The organism is Bacillus cereus group sp. MYBK79-1, assembly GCF_051915365.1.
Classification (GTDB): domain Bacteria; phylum Bacillota; class Bacilli; order Bacillales; family Bacillaceae_G; genus Bacillus_A.
In genome coordinates this window covers 35737-56920 of record NZ_JBQAEO010000009.1, presented here as the reverse complement: position 1 = coordinate 56920, position 21184 = coordinate 35737, and the positions used below count along the sequence as shown (strand labels likewise).

Below are 21184 nucleotides of genomic sequence, written 5' to 3'. Positions count from 1 at the left end.
CAAATACTCGAGAGGGGATGCATGATTATGAACAACAATAGACAGATTGGACTCATTATGATTATTACAGGAGCTACCTTATGGGGATTATCTGGCCCGATGATTCAGTGGCTATTTCAACATACTAACGTATCATCAGTTGATTTTTTAACAATTCGCTTGTTGCTTGCGGGAATATTTATTTTATCCTTCTTACTTATAAAGAAACAAAACATATTTCAAATTTGGAAACATCCTAGACATTCTATACAACTTATTATTTTCTCTATTCTCGGCATGCTCGGTGCGCAATATGCCTTTATCGAAACAGTTCATATTAGTAATGCGGTCACAGCGACATTATTTCAATTTCTAGGTCCTGTTCTTATTACCATTTATGTCGCATTTGGACAAAGAAAATTCCCTGCTTCTATGCAACTACTCGCAATTATAACTGCCTTAACTGGAACGTACTTTATTATTACAAACGGTTCAATTGAAAATATTGTTTTATCGAAAGAAGCCATTATTTTCGGTCTATTAACAGCAATTGGATTTGCATTTTATACCCTTCATCCAGCTTCTCTTATTAAAGAATGCGGAACAACTGTAGTAATTGGCTGGGGGATGTTAATTGGCGGCATTGCCCTCCTTATTTGTAATCGCTCATTTGAATGGGATCAGCTTTCACAAACTTTTACACCAAAAACTTTTTCTATGCTTATTCTTATCATCATAAGTGGCACTCTTTCTTTCCTCCTTTATATCGGTAGTCTGAAATATTTAGCAGCAACAGAAACGAGCATTTTATCTAGCATTGAACCACTTGTAGCTGCCATCGTTTCAATCGCTTGGCTGAATGAATCCTTTGGAGCCTATCAATTATTAGGCGGCGTATGTATCGTTCTTTCTGTTATTTTCTTAACGATGCCGCAAAAAGAGAATGAACCTACCTTTACAACTGAACAAATATAAAAAATGTCAAAAGAGGTCGCACAAAACTTACGACCTCTTTTGACGTTTTAAAGGAATTGTCCCGCCTTCTAGCAAATACAATTACACTAACAATAAAAATTAGGAGTGTGACACCATGAAAAAAATTGGAACTATGCTACTTTTCTCCTTTCTCATCGCTGGATGCACACAAGCGCAGCCTGATTCAGAAGCACCTAAAAAAGAAGCTATCGCCACGTCATCCACCCAAGTTAATGCACCTTCCTTCTTTCATCTTAGCGTTTTAAAAGATGTAAATTGGGAAGAAACACCCTCCTTCATACAAGAAAAAATACCTTTAAAAGGTATCGAAGAAAAAATTGGAATAGCTGATAGCCCTATTATCGCAAATGAAAAAAATGAAATAATGTGGTACTTTTTAGATTCTGAAATGCCAACTGGAAAACTATCTATTATTGCACTAAAGCAAGGATCAGTAACTCCAACACCAGTACTCTTTCAACAAGAAACTTCCAAACCAACTTGGACTACTTCAAATACAATTGATTCCACTACAAACGAACTCCCTCTCACTATGTCACTACCTTCATCTGGATTATGGGTATTAAACATATATGTAAATGAAAAATATTATGATCAGTTTGTAATTACCGCTAAGTAAAGTGACAAAACTAAAACACTTTCTTACATCGATGTAATTTCTACGTCATATACTTCGATCGTTTAAGCATCTCTCTTCTCTTATACTTAAAGTAAGAAATGACACGAGGAGAGATGAAAAAAATGATAGAAGTGATCGTAGCAGTAACTAGGGTTTTAGTAGATGGTAAACAAGTTGCAATGGAATTAAATAAATAATTTTACACTTCTTCATTATTTTGCTTTCTTACCTCAAAAAAGCAGTGCCTTTTTAGGCACTGCTTTTAGCTATTAATAACTTGGTATTTCCGTAATTTGCGCCACCCCTGAATCAATGGCTGCTTTCGCTACAGCTTCTGCAACACTTGGAACAACTCTTTTATCTAACGGATTCGGGATTACATAATTCGCATTACGTTCTTCGTCCGTAATGATGTTAGCGATCCCATATGCTGCCGCTAATTTCATTTCTTCTGTAATATCGGTCGCGCGCACATCTAACGCACCACGGAATATCCCTGGGAACGCCAATACATTATTTACTTGATTCGCATAATCCGAGCGCCCTGTTCCTACTACAGCTGCCCCAGCCTTTAATGCATCCTCAGGGAAGATTTCTGGAATTGGATTCGCCATAGCAAACACAATTGCTTTCTCATTCATCGTTTGTACAAGTTCTTTCGTTAATACGTTAGGAGCAGATACGCCAATAAAAATATCGGCTTGATGAATTGCTTCTTTTAACGTTCCACGCACATATTCTCGATTTGTCTTTTTTGAAACTTCAATTTGCGCTTCGTTCATCCATGATTCACCTTCACAAACAATACCTTCTAAGCTAACTAGCGTAATGTGCTTTGCACCAGCCTTTAATAATAATTTTCCAATTGCAATTCCTGCCGAACCAGCACCGTTAATAACAATTTTCACATTATCCATTTGTTTGCTAACAACTTTTAATGCGTTAATAACAGCTGCTAAGACGACAATAGCCGTCCCATGTTGATCATCATGGAATACAGGAATATTCGTTTCTTCTTTTAATCGTTTTTCAATTTCAAAACAACGCGGTGCTGCAATATCTTCTAAATTGATTCCTGCAAATGTAGGCTCTAAATTTTTCACAAGGGTAACGATTTCATCTACATCCGTCGTACCTAAACATAACGGGAAAGCATCTACATTCGCAAATTTCTTAAATAAAATACTCTTCCCTTCCATAACAGGCATAGCTGCTTTCGGTCCAATATTCCCTAAACCAAGTACCGCTGTTCCATCTGAGACAACTGCCACCATATTACCACGTGCTGTATAGTCATACACTGTTTCTTCATCTGCTGCAATTGCTTTGCAAGACTCGGCTACACCAGGTGTATATGTCAGACTTAAATCATCCGCTGAATTTACTTCTACTTTACTTGTAATTTCAATTTTCCCTACTAATTCTTTATGCAGTAACAATGATCTTTCATTAATTTGATTTTCTAACATACTTATAGTCGCCCCTTAATTTGACAAGCTAGCTATATTTATATAGCTAGCTTGTTTGATCATGAAAACATTTTCAATAAAATTGTCGCTGTTACAACCATTGCTGCCCCGCCTAAACGAGTCGAAATTTGTGCGAATGGCATTAATTCCATACGATTTGAAGCTGATAAAATAGCAACATCTCCAGTTCCACCTAAACCACTATGACATCCCGTTACAATTGCTGATTCAACTGGATACATTTTCATCACTTTCCCTACAAGAAAACCTGATGCTACCATTGTAAGAACAACTGATGCGCACACAACAACATATCCTACTGAAAGAACTGCTGCTACGTCTTTTAGCGGAATATATAGCAATCCTAATCCAACCATTAACGGCCAAGTTAAATTCTTTGAAATAAATTTATATAAATGGAATGCTCCTTGCTCCATTTTTGCTGGCATTAATTTAAAGTATTTCACAAGTGCTGCTGAGAAAATCATAATGATTGCCCCAGGAATACCAATGAACTTAGAAGCAAATCCTCCGAAGATGAAGAACGTACACGCAATTAATAAACCCGCTCCCATTAATGAGAAGTCAATTGGCTTCTCTGTATTTTGTTCTTTTAATAACTCCGCTTGATTGTCTGTTTTCACTAATACACCGTTACCACTAAGCTCCGGTTTCTTCTCACCTAAACGCTTCATATACCCTGCACTCACAATTGCGAACATATTTCCAATAATAGCCGCTGGAATAAGCTGTGATACAAACGTTGCTGATGATTCGTTTAAAATATCACTATAAGCTAGCGATAATGGTAAAATCCCTTCTCCAATACCACCGCTCACAATTGGTACGATGATGAAGAAGAATGTTTGCTTCATTTCAAATCCAAATAATGAACCGACCAATAATCCTACTGCTACCGAAGCTAAGGTCCCTACTACTAAAGGTATAAACATACGAACGAAACCTTGTACTAACACTTTACGGTTCATTCCTAAAATACTTCCGACTACTAAACAAGAAATATATAAGTATAAAAAGTTCGATTTTTTCATTAACATAGTCGCAGCTTCCATTGAAGCTGGATTCATCCAGTTAAAAAATACAAGTAATGATGGAATAAATAATGAAAGTATTGCCGGACCGCCGATATTTTTTAAAATTGGAATTCTCATCCCAATGTCTCCTAAGAAAATACCCATGATCATAATAACTGCAAATCCACCAATCATATCTGCTGGCAATTTATTATATACAGATGCCCCATAAATAATAGCAGCCAATACTACATATAACGGTAAAGGTATAACACCGATTTTTACATTCATAATTTTAGAAGCGAAAGATTCTCTTTGTACTTCATTTCCTTCAGTAAATGATACCGCTTCCACATTCTTTTGAATTCCCATATGGCACCCCCTTGTTTTCTTAATAACAATATTAAAACGCTTTCAATAGTAAAAATAGTTTTTGTAAGTTTTGTAATTGATTTTGTAATTAAAAAAAGTATAAGCGACTTATAATAAGTCGCTTATACGTAAAACTCTATTTTATTTTGGTCAATACATCTTAATTTACTCACTGGTCTTCCTACATGTTGATACACCATTTCGTTTTCTAATACTCCAATTTCAGTTAAAAACATTACATACTTTCGAATAGAAACCCTTGAAACACCAACTAATTGCGCCATTTCCTCTGTTGTAAATGCTCGTCCATTCAGCGACTCGATCTTCTGCCAAATTAATCTCAACGTTTGCTTCGTTAATCCTTTCGGAAGTTCTTTAGTAACAGTGGGTTCTCTTTTTTCTTTTTGCAAAATTAGTGTATCTAATTCGGATTGACTAATTTTTTGTTGTTCTTTCATGAATGTAAGCTTTTCTCTATATATTGTTAAGGCTTCTTTAAATCGTTCAAATGTAAAAGGTTTAATTAAATAATCTACAACCCCGTATTGCAGTGCCTTTTTAATGCTCCCCATATCATGTATAGCTGAAATCATCATAATATCGATTTCTTTTTCTTGATTTCTAATATGCATTAAAAGCTCAAACCCATTCTCTTCAGGCATAAAAATATCAAGTAATACTAAATCTATCTGTGATTTCTCTAATACTTCTATCGCTTCTTTAACGGAGTTAACTACTTGAATAAGTTCAAATCCGCCTACTTGCTCTAAATAATGCGTATTTAACATTGCTACCATCGGGTCATCTTCTACAATTAAAACTTTAATCATATTTGCCTCTCATCCCTACCTTTAGGTATTTCAATTGTCATCGTTGTTCCCTTTCCTACTAATGAATGCACATAAATTTCCCCATTTATTCGCTGTATACTTTCTTTTACAAGATACAAACCATAACCACGGTTATCTCCCTTTGTGGAATAACCTTTCGTAAATAATGCCCCTATTTCTTCTTCTGGTATACCTTTCCCCGTATCTTGTACTGTAATGATTAATGTATCCCCATGTTGTATCTCAAGTTCAACTTGCTTCTTTTCACAATTCGTCACTGCCTCTAATGCATTATCAATTAAATTTCCGACAATCGTAATTAGTTCATGAATAATACTTTCATCATCTATTTCCGGCATGTAAGAATCTTCACTTATGATTAATTTTATATCTTTTTCTCTAGCATAGCTAAGTTTTCCAAGTAAAAAACCAGCAAATATTGGGCTCTTTATTCTTTTCATAACCCCACCAATTTCATATTGATGCTCTGATACCATACTGCTTATATACTTCTGTAATTCTTCATACTTCTTCATGTGTGTAAGCCCTAATACGACATGCATTTTATTCATAAATTCATGAGATTGTGCCCGTAACGCTTCCGCATATAGCCTAATACCAGTTAGTTCTTCTGCTAATTTTCTAATCTCTGTTTTATCACGAAATGTTGCAATCGCGCCAACTATTTCTCCTTTTACATATAAAGGGACACGATTTGTCACAATCTTAATTCCATAAATATTTTGTTCTTCGTTTAATTGTACCTCTCCCGTTTGTAATACTTCTTTTATACGTGAATTAGGCATGTACAACTCAACATCTTTACCGATAAAATCTTCTTCAAGTCCACTTTTCTTAAACAATCGTTTTGCCTCATTATTTATTAAAGTTACATTGGCCTCTTTATCTACAGCAATAATACCTTCCTTTACAGATTGTAGCATCGTATTTCTTTCTTCAAGAATTTTCGCTATCCTGTGAGGTTCAAGACCGAATAAGCTTTTCTTTATATGTCTAGCTAGCAATATTGCTCCTATAATTCCGACTAGTACTCCAACTCCGACACCAATATAAATGATATGTCTACTTTCCTTAACCCTCTCTTTTACATTATCTGCTGAAATACCAACGGCCACCGCTCCAAGTTGTTCACCTATTTCAGAAAATACAGGTACAAACACTCGCATCGAAATACCTAAAGTTCCTTCTGCCAGCGATACATGTTCCTTTCCTTTCAATGCAGGCCCCTCATCTCCTCCCATAAAATGATGACCTATTTTTTGAGGATTTGGATGTGATTTTCTTATTCCATTCATGTCCATAACTACAATAAATTGAACACCTGTGTTTTTTAATATTCTATTTGCATACGTTTGGATTGCAGAAGTATCTGCTTTCCCAATCAAACCATCGATTACAATCGAATCATTCGCCACAATGTGTGCAATTGTTTTTGCTTTCTCTGCTTGGCTATCCTCCGTTGTCCGTTCTACATTATGACTAATTAATATATCTGTCACAAGTAAAGAAAAAATCACAACTGTACAAACTAACAATGTAATCGTTTTCCATAAATTCCATAGTCTTTTTCTTTTTTTCATCCCATTAATAACTCCCCTAATTGCTAAATAGAAAAATAAGTAAGGTGATATTATTTTCACCTTACTTATCTGCTGTTATTATACTTTAAATGTACTAGTCATCACTTGTAGTTCTTCGGCCATCTCAGCTAAGTTTTGCGAGGCTGAACTAATTTCTTCCATTATGTAATGCGGATACTTGTGTAATTTTATACAAGTATGCTATATAAAACAATATATAATGATATTATGCACTTTTACATATTCACTACTTCTAAAGATTTAATCATAAAAAATAAGAGAACTTCAGCTTATATAATAAGCTGAAGTTCTCTTATTTCTTAACAAAAACTCTCTTACAATTCCTTACATCTCTTTCTTACTAATTGCTTTTCATATAACTAATCGCCTGACTCCCCATTTGTACCCATGCTTTTTCAAAGTTTCCTCTCGGCACTTTTACATCTAGGCTATCCTCGAGAGGGTCCCGAATATATACAAATTCTTCATCGTATCCAATCAGTACTACACAATGTTCATTATACGTAATAGAAACATCTCCACTATTTGTCTCCCATGTAGTAAATTCATCTTCATCTAATGGTGCAAATGTTGCATTCGTAATCATAACTACCGGTTGCCCTGATTTTATACTCTCATAAATTTCTTCTATACTCTTCCCTGTTAAGTCCACAGCTTTGCTAGGTAAATATTTTTTCGCTAACTGAAAAAGTGGTCCATGATATACACCATATCCAGATTCAGAAAAGGTATAAATATTCCCTACAAATCCTTCATTCGGATTCCCACGTACACCATCGTTCATAAAATCAACTTTCTTTATTTCATTTGCTAATTTCATTTTATCCGCTTTAACACCTGCATATTGTAACAGCATCGCTAAACTTGTTACTTCGCAGCCTCTATCTAGCTCTGGTAATTGCTGAATTAAAGGTACATTTGGTAAGATGACCTTTTCACCATTATTACTAAACTCTGCTTCTTTTCCGCTTCGTATATGGAAGAATGTTAACTTCTCCACATACTTTGTAATTCCATTTGTATATACATTCCATGCTGCTATAGCTAGTAATACCATACATATATACCACTTCCATCTCCGTATCACTCTCACGCCCTTTTTAGTTCGTTAAATAAGAATAAAACGCGTCAGCATCCGTGTGAATCACCGGTACAAAATTTAGTTCCTTTCCTTTTTCAGGCTGATTTTTTTTTATTTTTTCTGCTAGTTCTTGAACGTTCATATTCGTTTTATCCATATGAAGCTCATCTGCCATTTGTAGCACTTTTTGTTCATTAATTTCGCTTAATACTTGATATATATCTTTACCATACAAATCAATATGATACTTCTTTGCTTCTTCTTGTACTTTTTGTTCGTACACTTCTTGCGCTAACGCTTCTATCTCTTTTCCTTTTTGTGAAATACCTAGCTTCCCTGCTTCTTCTCTTACTTTCGTTCCGTAGATTTCTTCCGCAATATCTTCTATTTCTTTTCCATTTGTCGAAATACCTAATTTATCCGCTTCATCGTTAATTTTAATCGTATTAATTTGATTAATTAAATTTACAATCGTTGTATTCTCTGTAGATATGCCTAGCTTTAACGCTTCTTGCTTTATTTTTGTTTCATAGATTTCTTCTGAAAGAGTTCCAACATCTTTTCCTTCAATGGAAATTCCTAACTGTTCTGCTTCCCTTCCTACTTCCGTCTCATGGATTTCTTTTTCTAGCGTAATTTGTTCTTTCCCTTCCGTTTCAATTCCTAAATTCTCCGCCTTTTCTTCTGTATGCACAGCATGTACCTTTCCATTATTTAATTGTTCTTTACTGCGCTGCGTGTAATTTGTCTTTCCTTTTGATGTTTCAGAAGGAGAGGCACCCCCTAATATACTTAAGCTCATTACTCCAATAGTGAATACCGTCATCATTTTCTTTTTCAAAATTAATTCCTCCTTCTTACACTCTCTTTTCCATCATTCCCTATACATAATCGAAATAACGTTATGATCCATATAATCTGTTCAAATACCTTTTTATAATGGCTTCTTTATGCGACGAACTTTCTGTATATAATACATGTTATAAATAGTTTCTTAACTTTCCCTTAAAAAAAGACGACCTTGTAAAAACAAGATCGTCTTCTCACTTATATTCTTTGGTTTTTAGGGAAAATCACCTCAAAGCAAGTACCCTCTCCCCATTTGCTCTCTACTAATATTTTCCCATAATGCTTTTCTACAATCCAATTCGCGATTGAAAGACCTAATCCCGCTCCTTCTGACGCACTTCTCGCTTTATCTCCTTGATAAAAACGATTAAATAGTTTTGGAATGTCCTCATCTTTCACTCCTATCCCATCATCTTTCACTCTTATACGAATCGAACTGTTCGTTTGCGTACAATCGATTTGAATATGCCCACCTTCATTCGTATACTTCATCGCATTATCTAACAATATGACCATCATTTGATGAATGCGCTCTCTATCACCCATAAATGCTATACCATGCTCTACTTTCAATATCATCTCTTTTTCTTGATAGGAAGCGATTTCCTTATATGGCTCTACTATTTCTTCTAACAATGTATCTATTTCAAATATTTTCTTATCCATCTCAATTTGATTAGAATCCGAACGTGCTAACAACAATAAGTTGCTAACCAGTTTCGATAACCGCCTGCATTCCTTAGATATTGTAGAAATGTCCATCGCTTTTTCTTCTATCGTAGCGGAGGGTGACTGAAATAACACATCCGTCTTTGATTGAATAACTGCAAGTGGCGTTCTTAATTCATGCGATGCATCGGAAACGAACTGCTGCTGTTTCTCCCATGAATTTTGAATAGGTATGAGTGCTCTGCCAGCTAGGAAAAAGCCGATACCTATTGCACAGAGACTTCCTATACCACAACCTATAACGAGAATTAAAAATAAAGTATTTAACATTCCTTCTTCCGCTGTTATATCTCGCACAATTTGAACTATTTCTCCATCTTTTTGAAGCGAAAATGATCTAAAATATCGTCCTTGCACTTCAATATCTTGCAAATCCTCTAACTTTTTCGGAGAAAACTTTTCCAAATTCTCTTCAAAAATAGAACGAAATTTACGGTTATCGCCCTCTATTTTCACTATTTTCCCATTCCAGGTTATTCTAGTTACCCGTGGGTCTCCAATTTGGATATTCTCCATGCGTTTTCTTGGTGGTATTTTAACATCTAGTTTTTCTCTATACTGAGCCATCATTTTTATAGATTGATCCACTTCATTATAAATACGCTTATATGTGTACGAATAAACTATACTACCTAATACTCCTATTAATAAGATAAATACTAATGAGTTCACTATAGTCAATCGAATACGCGTCTTCTGAAACATGCTTCCCTTTTTCATTGTTCTTTTAATATATATCCAATACCTCGAACAGTTTGAATATCTTTCTGATAACCGAATGGCTCTAATTTTTTACGTAAATGATGTACATATACCTCTACAATTGCTACTGTCGTATCTGAATCAAATCCCCAAACACGATCAAAAATTTGTTCACGCATTAAAATCTTTCCGCTATTTTGAACAAGGTACTCTAGAAGCTCATATTGTTTTAATGTTAGCTTCATACTTTGTCCATCTACTTGAACATCTTTATCTTTTCCAAACAGCTCAATCCCTTTATAGCGAATAGTCTGCTTTGTTGTTAAACTACCGCTTCGTCGTAATAAAGCACGAATTCTCGCTTTTAATTCTGGTGCCTGAAATGGCTTAACGATATAGTCATCCCCACCAAAATCCAAGCCTTTCACGCGATCTTCTAAAGAATCTCTCGCTGTCAAAAATAGGACTGGTGTTTCAATCTTTTCATCACGTATTTTTTGAATCACTTCAAAACCGTCCATTTCTGGCATCATCACATCAAGCAAAATGGCATCATATATATTTTGTAACGCTAGAAATAATCCATCTTCTCCATTCAATGCTGTATCTACTTCAAATTCATCGCGTAATATTTGGACAATGGACTCTAATAAAGAAGCATTATCTTCTACTACGAGTAAGCGCATATTCTCACCTTCCACTGTATTATTCAATTGTATTTTTAATTACATTTTAACGTTTTTTTCGATATAAAATTTGGAAGATTTATTATAAAAGCTTTTCCTTAATTTTTGCTTAATAAAAAATTGAAAGAAATAAGGTTCCCCTTATCTCTTTCAACTTTTTACTACGTATACCTTTTTACTCGGCAATTCTAAACAATTTAACTGGCCACCATATACAGCACCGCCATCAATCCCTATAATACGATTACTACCAAAATACACGCCACAATTTTCACTACCATGAAGCGTTTTTGTTTCCGTATGACCAAATACAACAACCTTTTCGCCACTATACCCATTATGAAATTCATTACGAATCCACATTAACGTATATGGTTCACATTCCGAAACTCGCTTCAATGGCTCAACACCAGCATGTACAAATATATACTCTTCTGTTTCAACGTAATGATCTAATTCTTGAATGAACTTTACATGTTCCTCTAAAACATGAGATTGTAACATTGGTTTTCGGAAGGCTTCCTCATTGACCACAATATCTTCTTCTACAAAGCCGTAGCTGTATAAAGTCTTATCTCCACCATTCCTTTTTACCCAATGGTTCCATGAACGTTCCTCATCAGTCGTTAACGCCTTAATCATCATATCTTCATGATTTCCTTTTAAAACAAAGGCACCTTCTTCTTTTAAATCTTTTACCTTTTCAATTACAGCACGCGCATTTGGACCACGATCTACATAATCACCTAATAAAATTAATTGATCCTGTCTTGCATCGTATTGAGCTTCTTCTAATAACTGTTCGAACTTTTTTATTTCTCCATGAATATCACTAATAACAAGAATTCTTTTCATATTATCCCTCCTCTTTCTAATTATAGTTCAAAACGACAGAAAGTTTCGAATTGTAATTCCGAATCACATTTATTACAAACTAAACTATTACCCTTACAACAATGTAAGTCTCTTGTCATCCAATTCGATAGTTGCAATTGCTATATTTCCTTATACTAAAAGTAAGAAATGAAACAAAAACAAGGAGAGATGAGAAATGAAAAAAGTGATGGAAGTTGTAGTAGCAGTGGCAGAGGTTTTCGTAAATGGGAAACAAGTTGCAATGGAGTTAAACAAATAATGAAAAGGACAAGATTCATTCTAGACCCTTTACTCATATAAAAGAGATAAGGCTTCTTCATTTTTTTGATCCCTTATCTCCTTGTAAAGAAAGCCGTATCCTTTTTTCGGGATACGGCTTTTTCTTATTTTTGACTCGTACGAGCTGAAATACTAATCGCTCTATCTGTCGCTTTTGCAGCTTCATCTAATGCTTCTTTACTATTCTTTCCGTCATACATTGCTTCTAACGCTTTTACAACTGCATCTCTTGATTCTGGGAGCACACTAATCAATGCTCCTTGAGTTGCTGGAGATTGCTTTGTCGCTTGTAATTGTTCCACTGTTACTTTTAACTGTGGATATTTTTCATATTGCTCTTTTACTAATGGCTCATTGTATGCATCTGGATTAATAGAGAAATAGCCTGTTGCAGTATGCCATTTTGCTTGTACGTCTGGCTTCGTTAAATATTTCATAAAGTCCCAAGCACCTTGTTGTGTTTCTTCTGAAACCATATTCGTCATCCATAATGATGCTCCGCCAATAACAACACCATTTTGTTTCGAATCCTCTGGATATGGGATATATGACACGCCTACATTAAACTTAGATGCATCAATTAAGTCGCGAACACCAGCTGAAGAATCTAAATACATAGCAACTTGTCCAGACTGGAACGCGGCACGAATATCATCCCAACTTGCTCCATACTTTCCAAGTGCACCAGCTTTATTTAATTCATCTAACATTCCAAATACTTTTTGGCCTTCTTTACCATTAAATACCGCTTTCTTTGCAGCATCTTTACGACCATTTTCATTATCTACATATAAAGCACCTTGTGTCGCTAACAATTCTTCAAAGAACCAACCATAATTCAGCATTGAGAATCCATATTGTTTTACATTTCCGCCTTCTTTAATCGTTAACTCTTTCGCTGCTTCTTGTAATTCCGCATACGTTTGTGGGGCTTTCTCTGGATCTAATCCAGCCTTGGCAAAAGCATCTTTATTATAAATTAATACTGGTGTAGATGAATTAAATGGCATAGAATACATTTTTCCATCAACTGAATAATAATTTGTAATTGCTTTTTCCAACTTTGAAGTATCGTACTTATCTTTTTTTATCCAACTATCAATTGGCGTAATCTTTTTACTATCAATCATATATTTTGTTGTAATTTCACTCGACTGAACAAGAGCTGGCGCTTCTTTCGTAGCAGACATCGTTCTAAATTTCGTTAAAGATTCTTCATATGTCCCTTGGAATTCTGGCTTTATCTCATATTTATTTTGTGACTTATTATAGTCCGCAACAAGTCCCTCTAATACACCTTGTGTTTTTCCACCCATCGCGTGCCAGAAACGAATTACAGTTTTATCACCATTTTTTTCAACTGGTGCTACTTTTGCCTTTGCTTCAGGTTTCCCCTCCGTTTTACTACTTGAACAAGCGGTACTAGATAATGCCATGCTTGCTGCTATTAATAGAGCAGCACCTTTTTTAACTAAATTCATTTTATATTCACCTTCTCTTCTTTATTTAATCGCACCTTTTGTTAATCCTTGTTGTAATTGCTTTTGCCCTATAAAGAGTAAAATCAGTGTTGGAATGACAATAACCGTAACACCGGCCATTACGCTTCCCCAATCAGTTGCGACTTCTTGAGACTGAAGTTGCTTTACACCAATTTGAACTGTTCTTACTTTTTCATCAGTGGTCACTAGGAGTGGCCATAAATACATATTCCATGTTGTTAAAAAGCTATATACTCCAAGCGTAATAAAACTCGTTTTACAATACGGAATTACAACGCTAAATAAAAACCTTACATTTCCAATCCCTTCAATAAAAGCAGCTTCTTTCAGTTCATTCGGAAGCGTCATAAAATGTTGACGTAGTAAGAAAATACCGAAAGCTGTTGCAAAAAACGGCACTGTCATCCCAGCAAAACTATTGATCCAACCAAAGTTTTGAATCGTTAAAAAATTAGGTACCATCGTCGCTTCCCAAGGAATAAGCATCGTTGAAATAAACAAGAAGAAAATAAGATTTCTTCCTTTAAACTGAAGAAAGACAAAAGCATAAGCAGCTAAACTTGATACGATAAGTTGTCCAATCATAACGACTGTTGATACTACTAAACTGTTATATAAGTATGTAAAAAGGGGTACTTTTTGAAAAATATTAATGAAATTATCAAAAGTAAATTGAGTTGGAAATAACCTCCTCATTTGAATATCGTCTGGTGTCATAAAGCTTATTAAAAACGCATACAGTACAGGAAAAAACACCATTACTGCACTAATAATGAGCAGCATATATAATAGAAAATTTTGTTTCCACTGTTTAACGATCATTTATAATGCACCTTTCTCTCAGCAAACTTAAATTGAAGTAATGTAGCAATGAAAATGAAAATAAATAATACCATCGCTTGTGCACTCGCTGTTCCAAATTGATGATTCACAAATGCCTCTTTATAAATCGAATACACAATTAAATTCGTTGCATCATTTGGTCCACCGTGCGTTAAAATATCAATTTGTCCAAAGCTTTGGAACGCACTAATTAACGTTACTGTCACGATAAAGAATAAAGTTGGTGATAGCACTGGTAATGTAACACGGCGAAGCTTATATAAATAGCTAGCACCATCTATAGATGCACTCTCATATAAAGACGTATCAATATTTTGTAAACCACCTAATATAACTAAAAATGCAAATCCTGTATTCACCCAAACCGTTGTAACCGATACAGAGAATAGCGCCCAATCCGGACTCGTTAACCATGCGATTGCAGGTAGATTCATAGAGGCTAATATATTATTAAATAATCCGACACTTGGATGAAATAAAAATAGCCAAATCACCGCACTAGCAGCTACTGATATTCCCATAGTGGAAGAAAATAACACACGGAATAACCCAATACCTCTTACTTTTTCATTTGCAATCAATGCAAGAAATAAAGCAAGTATAATACTCGTAGGCACTGTATATACAACAAATAATAAAGTTGACTTTATGCTTTTGTAGAAAGCAGGATCAGAAAATAAATATTGATAATTTTCTAAGCCAACAAAAAGATTAGCTTCTCCGTGTATATCTGTTAAATAAAAGCTATAGTAAATCGTCCTAAACAATGGATAGAAAAGAAAAATCGAAAACAGTAAAATGGATGGCGCCAAAAACAATAATCCTATTCTTAACTCTTTCGTTCTACTCCATAAACTCTTCTTTTTTGACACTTTCGCTTGAGCCGGTAACTTGCCTACTTCAATCATTATTTCGCCACCACTTTCAACTCTTCTTCAGCTACCACTTTTAATCTTTCATTTGTATTTTGGTGAAAGAAGCATAACTTATCTTGCGAGAATAATAATTTTACTTTGTCACCTTTATTCAGGAGTAGCTGTCCAATGACTTTCGCACTCCAAGTTGTTCCATTTACCGCGAAGTTTAATATAGATTCATTCCCTAATACTTCTACAGATTGTAGCGTAACTTCTTGCCCTTCCTTGGACAGTGCAATATATTCAGGACGCATACCTATTCGAATTGTTCCTTCAGGTAATTGCTTTAACTGCCCTATAGATAATGGAATTTGTAATTGCCCTATATGTAATACTCCCTTTTCTTTGTCCACTTCTCCATCATTTATATTCATCGAAGGAGACCCTATAAAGCCCGCAACAAATTCATTCGCTGGTTCATTATATATTTCAAGCGGTGTTCCAACTTGCTGTATACTTCCTTTATTTAAGACCATGATACGATCTCCCATAGTCATCGCTTCTATTTGATCGTGAGTAACGTAAATCATTGTAATTCCTAACCGTTGCTGAATCTCTCTAATTTCAATCCTCATTTGCGCACGTAATTTCGCATCTAAATTTGAAAGTGGTTCATCCATTAAACAAATTGGTGCTTGACTCACAATCGCCCTAGCAAGTGCAACACGCTGTCTTTGTCCCCCTGATAATTGTCCTGGCTTCATCTTCACATATTCTTTCAATCCTACCATTTCAATTGCTTCCATTAATCGCTTTTGTCGCTCTTCTTTTTGTACTTTTCTTACCTTAAGTCCAAATAAAATGTTTTCTTCTACAGATAAATGTGGATATAGTGCATAATTTTGAAATACCATTGATAGATTACGGTCTTTCGGTTCTAAATCATTTGCAACACGTTCATTAATAATTAAATCTCCCGAAGAAATTTCTTCTAAGCCAGCAATCATTCGTAATAATGTACTTTTCCCACATCCTGAAGGCCCAACTAAAACAAAAAACTCGCCCTTCTTAATGTGAACCGATACACCTTTAACTGCTGTCTCTTCCGCATTTTTATACATCTTTGAAACATTTTTCAATTCGATCACAAGGTTGCACTCCTTTTTTCTTCTTGTATCCATACTTCATAATGACTCGTTGAAATCGCACTTGCTCCTGCACGAATAGCAATTTCCGCATCTTCCCGCGTTTGAATCAGTCCGCCTGCAATAATAGGAAATTCCATTTCCTCCGCTAGCTGCTTAATAATTGAAGGCATAATACCAGGCATAATCTCTACTGCATTCGGTTTAGTCGTTTTACAATTTTCTATTGATTTTGTAAGAGATAAAGTATCGACAATAAAAATACGTTGAATCGTTTTTAATCCAATTTTATTGGCATTTCGAATGGTCGAACCTTTTGTCGAAATAATGCCTTGTGCTCCAATAACATCTTGAATATACAAAAGAGCTTCCTCTGTATTTGTATTTAACCCTTGTATAAAATCACAATGAAGAAATACATCATGTCCATGTTTCTGTAATTCATATACACGCTCTGGTAACTCCAGCATTGAACCAGTCATAAGAAAAACTGTTTTCGGTAATTTTTTGTATGTATTGTATCCTTTCCAATCTTTTATCATCGCAATATAAGCTTCTTTAAACATTCATTCCACCTAGCTTTTCTATTTTTATCCAAACTAAAAACACCTACTTACATAGAACACCTTTCTTCTTATTTGAACTCTAGAGAATAGAGCACACCTAAGAAAGCGGCACGTTATATGTAAGCGGGTGTTCTCAAATGTTCTCTACCCTAGTTATTTTGTTACCTTTACTATATTACGAATTTATTAAGTCAGTTTTGATAGATTGTTAATTAGGTGTTAATCGAATGTTAATATTAACCATATCCACTTTTACATTAAATCATTACATATGAATAGCACAAACAAACTCCCAACTACCTTTAATATTCTATAATTAATACTTTATAATTTTCTTATCGCTGTTTGGATTAAAGCTATCCCCAGAAGTATATTTCTTCTTGTCTTGATATTGTCCATACTGCAACATCATCAGGATCATTTTCTTGAAACTTCTTATCTATCCCCTCAAACAATTTTTTCAAAACAAAAATCCCATTTACATACACATTACTGAATCCATCATACGAAATGACTTCTTCATTCTGTCTATCTAAATGGGATTATTTCATACTTGTTATTCCACCGGTTGTGGTTGTGGCTGCATTACTTCATTCGCTCCAGCTACCCTCAACATATTTGCAATATCTTTAAACCCTCTTTTTTCAGCATATTGCAGTGGCGTAATATTTTCCTTATTGCCCATATTTACATCTGCCCCGTGGTCAATAAGCATTTGAATTACTTTCTTATGATTTTCACTACCATTTCCTAATACGATTGCTTCTACTAAAGCTGTTCCACCACGAGCATTTCTGTAATTCACATCAATATCTGTATGCTCTAATAATTCTTTTACGACTTCTACATGGCCACGTTCAGATGCAGAAATGAGTGCTGTTCCACCTGATTTAGTAATTTCTTTCGTATTAACCCCTGCATTAATTAGTAGCTTTACAATGTCTGTATATCCTTCTCTACTTGCATAAAGAAATGGATTACTTTGTTTCTCATCTTTACTTTCAATATTAGCACCTGCACCAATTAACGCTCTAACTGTCTCTACGTGATTTTGATACGTTGCTGCAAGGATAGGCGTTTCTCCGTTGTCACCTTCTACATTTATATTGGCTCCATCTTGAATCAGCTTCATAGCTGTTTCTGTGTCTCCAAGAGTCGCAGAAAGTAGCAACTGTTTGTCCATTAAATTTATACTTTTTTCTTCTTTAGATTCTTCCTGTTCTTTATGCTTTTCTTTTTTCTTTTCGTTTTTCACATGAACCGGTTTCGATTCTGGCTCCTCTTGCTTATCGCAAGCCACTACCGTCATTAAAAGTCCTAATAACATACATAATAAAATTTTTTGTTTTCTCACAACTACAGCTCCTATGAAAGATAATGTTTTCTTAACCATTCCTCCATCACATACAATAACTCTTCTTGATTACATTTATCCATAAGCCCTTTATATTCCTTCTTTAATCGGATTATCTAAACTTATACCTATGTTTCTCAACCTATATTAGCGAAGCAATTAGTTTAGCACGATTTTACCGCATTTGTATACATTTCTAAAAAGTACATACATGATTGCTTTAGGTTACTATATTCCATTGTAACCGTTCTTCTAAAAATTTTACACCTTTTCTATATTTGCACCTGAGTAATAATAGAAAAAGACAACTATGTAGTTGTCTCTTTCTATTATTAATGATGCCCACCGTGATTTCCCTTTTTCGGGTTCCCCATCATCTCTTTATTCATTTCCCATTTATGCTCTGATAGCTCTTTATATGAAAGAACTTTCCCTTTATAGTTAGACACAAAATTCTCTGCATCCTTTTTATTTTCAAATGAAATGACATTATAAGCCATCGGTGTCGTTATTGTTTTATCATATACGTAAGTCGCATCTTCTAATGAAATCCACTCTTTCGAATCATAATCTCGAACAAATTTTTCTTTCGTCTTTTCCCCTGGATTAATCTCCATCCATTTATACATACAACCAATATCATCAAACTTTAACGCTTTTCCATTTTCTAAAATAACTTCTGTTGCAAATTGATTATCCATTACCCCAATTTGGCAAATATCACACTTATCATGTTTCTCATCAATTGCCACAGCCTCTGCTCGTTTCTTACCACATCCTACTATTGTAAAGACAAGGAATAAGCATATAGCAATCATCACATACTTTGTTCTCATTTCATTTCCTCCCTAACCGTATCTTCTACAAGGAGCATATCAAAAACTTGTGTGCGATTTGTGAAAAAACAATGTGGCTTTTGTAATAAATGGAACAAAAAAGATGTGTAGTCATTTCTACACATCTCTCATCATTCACAACCTGTAATTAATAAATCGTCTTCTAACGTAACTAATAATGTATCTGTATGAATTTGCTGCCCAACAACTACATTTACTAATCTTATATTTCCACTGATACCGATCGCAACTTTTTCAAGTTCACCGTTATTTTTTTGGATCATCATTAATTTTTCCCACTCATATACGTAAGAAGATTCATTAACAAAAATCTCCTCTACTTTTCCTTCATAAGAGCTATAAATCTCTTCCATTCTCTTTTTCATATAAAATCTACTCCCTATGTCACACTTCAATATTTTCATCTTATTCTACCATTCTTACGGAGGGCGGCTTACTTTTTAAAAAATTCAAATTAACTACCGTGAACAAAATGACCAAAATAAAAATTATGCTTCTAATGATGTTATTTTTCAAATTATTTACCATTTGAATGAATGATTTTATGATAAACAAAAAACATTTTTCTGAATTTTCATTCCATTTTGAAAGCGCAATCATTTTTGAGGGGGAGATTACATGTTAGCACTACTTGGATTTACGATGGTACTTGTCTTTATGTTTTTAATTATGACGAAACGTATGTCAGCACTAGTAGCATTAATATTAATTCCGATTACTTTCGCATTAATTGGAGGCTTCTATGCAGACATGGGGCCTATGATGTTAGAGGGAATTCAAAAACTTGCACCTACCGGTATTATGCTTATGTTTGCTATTTTGTATTTCGGAATTATGATTGATAGCGGTTTATTCGATCCTGTCATTAGTCGAATTTTGAAATTTGTAAAAGGAGATCCTTTAAAAATTGTTGTTGGTACAGCGATTCTTACGATTATCGTTTCATTAGATGGGGATGGAACAACGACATATATGATTACTGTTTCCGCAATGTACCCACTATATAAACGCCTTGGAATGAATCCACTTATATTAGCTGGGGTTGTTATGTTAGGGGCAGGAGTGACAAACCTTACACCGTGGGGCGGACCGACAGCTCGTGTTATGAGTGCTCTTGGACTAGACGCATCAGAGCTCTTTACACCACTTATACCAGGAATGATCGCGGGTGCCATTTGGGTCGTTTTCGTTGCTTACTACCTTGGCAAAAAAGAAAGAAAACGTCTAGGAATTATGGATGTACAATATTTAAAACAAATGCAAACGATGGATGAGCAAGCTGCAACAGTAGAAACTGCTGTTCATAAACGCCCGAAACTTTTATGGATTAACTTTTTATTAACTGCTACATTACTTATCTGTCTCATACTAGAAGTTATGCCGTTACCTGTTTTATTTACGATTGCTTTCGCTATTGCTGTTATGCTTAACTATCCAAACTTAGAACAACAGAAAGAACGTATTGCTTCTCACGCAGGAAACGTATTAGCGGTTGTTTCTCTCGTATTTGCCGCTGGAGTTTTCACTGGTATTTTATCAGGAACAAAAATGGTAGATGCAATGGCTCAAAGTGTAGTCACTCTTATACCAGACGCTCTTGGACCACAACTACCAATTATTACAGCTCTTCTTAGTATGCCGTTCACATTTTTCATGTCCAATGATGCATTTTACTTCGGCGTATTACCTATTTTAACGAAAGCTGCCGCTGCTTACGGAATTAGTGCAGCTGAAATGGGACGTGCTTCTTTACTCGGTCAACCTGTTCACTTATTAAGTCCTCTTGTCGCATCCACTTATTTATTAGTTGGGATGGCAAAAGTTGATTTTGGTGAACATCAACGCTTTACTTTATTGTGGGCAGTTGGAACGACAATGGTAATGTTGATTACTGGAATTGTAATTGGGATTATTCCAATATAAGATAAAAAAACAGT

The 21184-nt window shown here is 34.9% G+C and carries 20 protein-coding genes; 3 read left to right on the top strand and 17 right to left on the bottom strand.

All coding sequences use genetic code 11. The features are described from left to right. Positions 1–27: 27 nt before the first annotated feature. A complete protein-coding gene (locus ACTFOB_RS15785) occupies positions 28–954 on the top strand; it encodes a DMT family transporter (RefSeq protein WP_440026839.1) in 927 nt (308 codons plus the stop codon). A 115-nt stretch (positions 955–1069) separates the two neighbouring features. Next, a complete protein-coding gene (locus ACTFOB_RS15780) occupies positions 1070–1594 on the top strand; it encodes a DUF4871 domain-containing protein (protein WP_440026837.1) in 525 nt (174 codons plus the stop codon). Positions 1595–1863: 269 nt separating this feature from the next. Here ACTFOB_RS15780 and ACTFOB_RS15775 read toward each other — a convergent pair whose 3' ends face one another. The 17 genes from ACTFOB_RS15775 to ACTFOB_RS15695 all read right to left on the bottom strand — a co-directional run bounded on the left by ACTFOB_RS15775 (position 1864) and on the right by ACTFOB_RS15695 (position 19612). Then, entirely contained in the window at positions 1864–3063 is a 1200-nt protein-coding gene (locus tag ACTFOB_RS15775) for an NAD(P)-dependent malic enzyme (protein ID WP_440026835.1), read from the bottom strand. Positions 3064–3122: 59 nt separating this feature from the next. Beyond that, positions 3123–4469, bottom strand: coding sequence for a 2-hydroxycarboxylate transporter family protein (locus ACTFOB_RS15770; RefSeq protein ID WP_440026833.1), 1347 nt, complete (start codon positions 4467–4469; stop codon positions 3123–3125). A gap of 122 nt (positions 4470–4591) precedes the next feature. Further along, complete coding sequence (locus ACTFOB_RS15765) at positions 4592–5299, bottom strand: response regulator (protein WP_440026831.1); 708 nt, start codon at positions 5297–5299, stop codon at positions 4592–4594. Further along, on the bottom strand, positions 5296–6900 hold the full coding sequence (locus ACTFOB_RS15760; RefSeq protein WP_440026829.1) for a sensor histidine kinase: 1605 nt from the start codon (positions 6898–6900) through the stop codon (positions 5296–5298). Before ACTFOB_RS15760 ends, ACTFOB_RS15765 begins: the two co-directional genes overlap by 4 nt. A 361-nt stretch (positions 6901–7261) precedes the next feature. Further along, a complete protein-coding gene (locus tag ACTFOB_RS15755; protein WP_440026827.1) occupies positions 7262–8008 on the bottom strand; it encodes a C39 family peptidase in 747 nt (248 codons plus the stop codon). 13 nt (positions 8009–8021) lie between these two features. Continuing rightward, on the bottom strand, positions 8022–8843 hold the full coding sequence (locus ACTFOB_RS15750) for a transporter (protein WP_440026824.1): 822 nt from the start codon (positions 8841–8843) through the stop codon (positions 8022–8024). A 206-nt stretch (positions 8844–9049) separates the two neighbouring features. Further along, entirely contained in the window at positions 9050–10285 is a 1236-nt protein-coding gene (locus ACTFOB_RS15745) for a sensor histidine kinase (protein ID WP_440026822.1), read from the bottom strand. A gap of 11 nt (positions 10286–10296) precedes the next feature. Next, positions 10297–10968 (bottom strand): response regulator transcription factor, encoded by a 672-nt coding sequence (locus ACTFOB_RS15740; RefSeq protein WP_001238626.1) that lies wholly within the window; start codon positions 10966–10968, stop codon positions 10297–10299. A gap of 150 nt (positions 10969–11118) precedes the next feature. Then, a complete protein-coding gene (locus ACTFOB_RS15735; protein ID WP_440026820.1) occupies positions 11119–11823 on the bottom strand; it encodes a metallophosphoesterase family protein in 705 nt (234 codons plus the stop codon). Positions 11824–12227: 404 nt separating this feature from the next. Then, entirely contained in the window at positions 12228–13604 is a 1377-nt protein-coding gene (locus ACTFOB_RS15730) for an ABC transporter substrate-binding protein (protein WP_440026817.1), read from the bottom strand. 21 nt (positions 13605–13625) lie between these two features. Continuing rightward, positions 13626–14447: a carbohydrate ABC transporter permease gene (locus ACTFOB_RS15725; protein WP_440026815.1), complete on the bottom strand. Its 822-nt coding sequence runs from the start codon at positions 14445–14447 to the stop codon at positions 13626–13628. Further along, a complete protein-coding gene (locus ACTFOB_RS15720; protein WP_440026812.1) occupies positions 14444–15376 on the bottom strand; it encodes a carbohydrate ABC transporter permease in 933 nt (310 codons plus the stop codon). Before ACTFOB_RS15720 ends, ACTFOB_RS15725 begins: the two co-directional genes overlap by 4 nt. Beyond that, positions 15376–16473, bottom strand: a complete 1098-nt coding sequence (locus ACTFOB_RS15715; RefSeq protein ID WP_440026810.1) for an ABC transporter ATP-binding protein — start codon at positions 16471–16473, stop codon at positions 15376–15378. The genes ACTFOB_RS15720 and ACTFOB_RS15715 overlap by 1 nt, the downstream gene beginning before the upstream one ends. Beyond that, positions 16470–17036, bottom strand: a complete 567-nt coding sequence (locus ACTFOB_RS15710) for a glycerol-3-phosphate responsive antiterminator (protein ID WP_440026808.1) — start codon at positions 17034–17036, stop codon at positions 16470–16472. The genes ACTFOB_RS15715 and ACTFOB_RS15710 overlap by 4 nt, the downstream gene beginning before the upstream one ends. A gap of 556 nt (positions 17037–17592) precedes the next feature. After that, positions 17593–18429: an ankyrin repeat domain-containing protein gene (locus tag ACTFOB_RS15705; RefSeq protein ID WP_440026806.1), complete on the bottom strand. Its 837-nt coding sequence runs from the start codon at positions 18427–18429 to the stop codon at positions 17593–17595. Positions 18430–18722: 293 nt separating this feature from the next. Further along, positions 18723–19226: a nitrous oxide reductase accessory protein NosL gene (locus ACTFOB_RS15700; RefSeq protein ID WP_440026804.1), complete on the bottom strand. Its 504-nt coding sequence runs from the start codon at positions 19224–19226 to the stop codon at positions 18723–18725. Between the two features lie 131 nt (positions 19227–19357). Further along, positions 19358–19612, bottom strand: coding sequence for a hypothetical protein (locus ACTFOB_RS15695; RefSeq protein WP_440026802.1), 255 nt, complete (start codon positions 19610–19612; stop codon positions 19358–19360). A gap of 253 nt (positions 19613–19865) precedes the next feature. On the opposite strand from ACTFOB_RS15695, the gene ACTFOB_RS15690 reads away from it, so the two are divergent. Then, positions 19866–21170, top strand: a complete 1305-nt coding sequence (locus ACTFOB_RS15690) for a CitMHS family transporter (protein WP_440026800.1) — start codon at positions 19866–19868, stop codon at positions 21168–21170. The last annotated feature ends 14 nt before the right edge of the window (positions 21171–21184 follow it).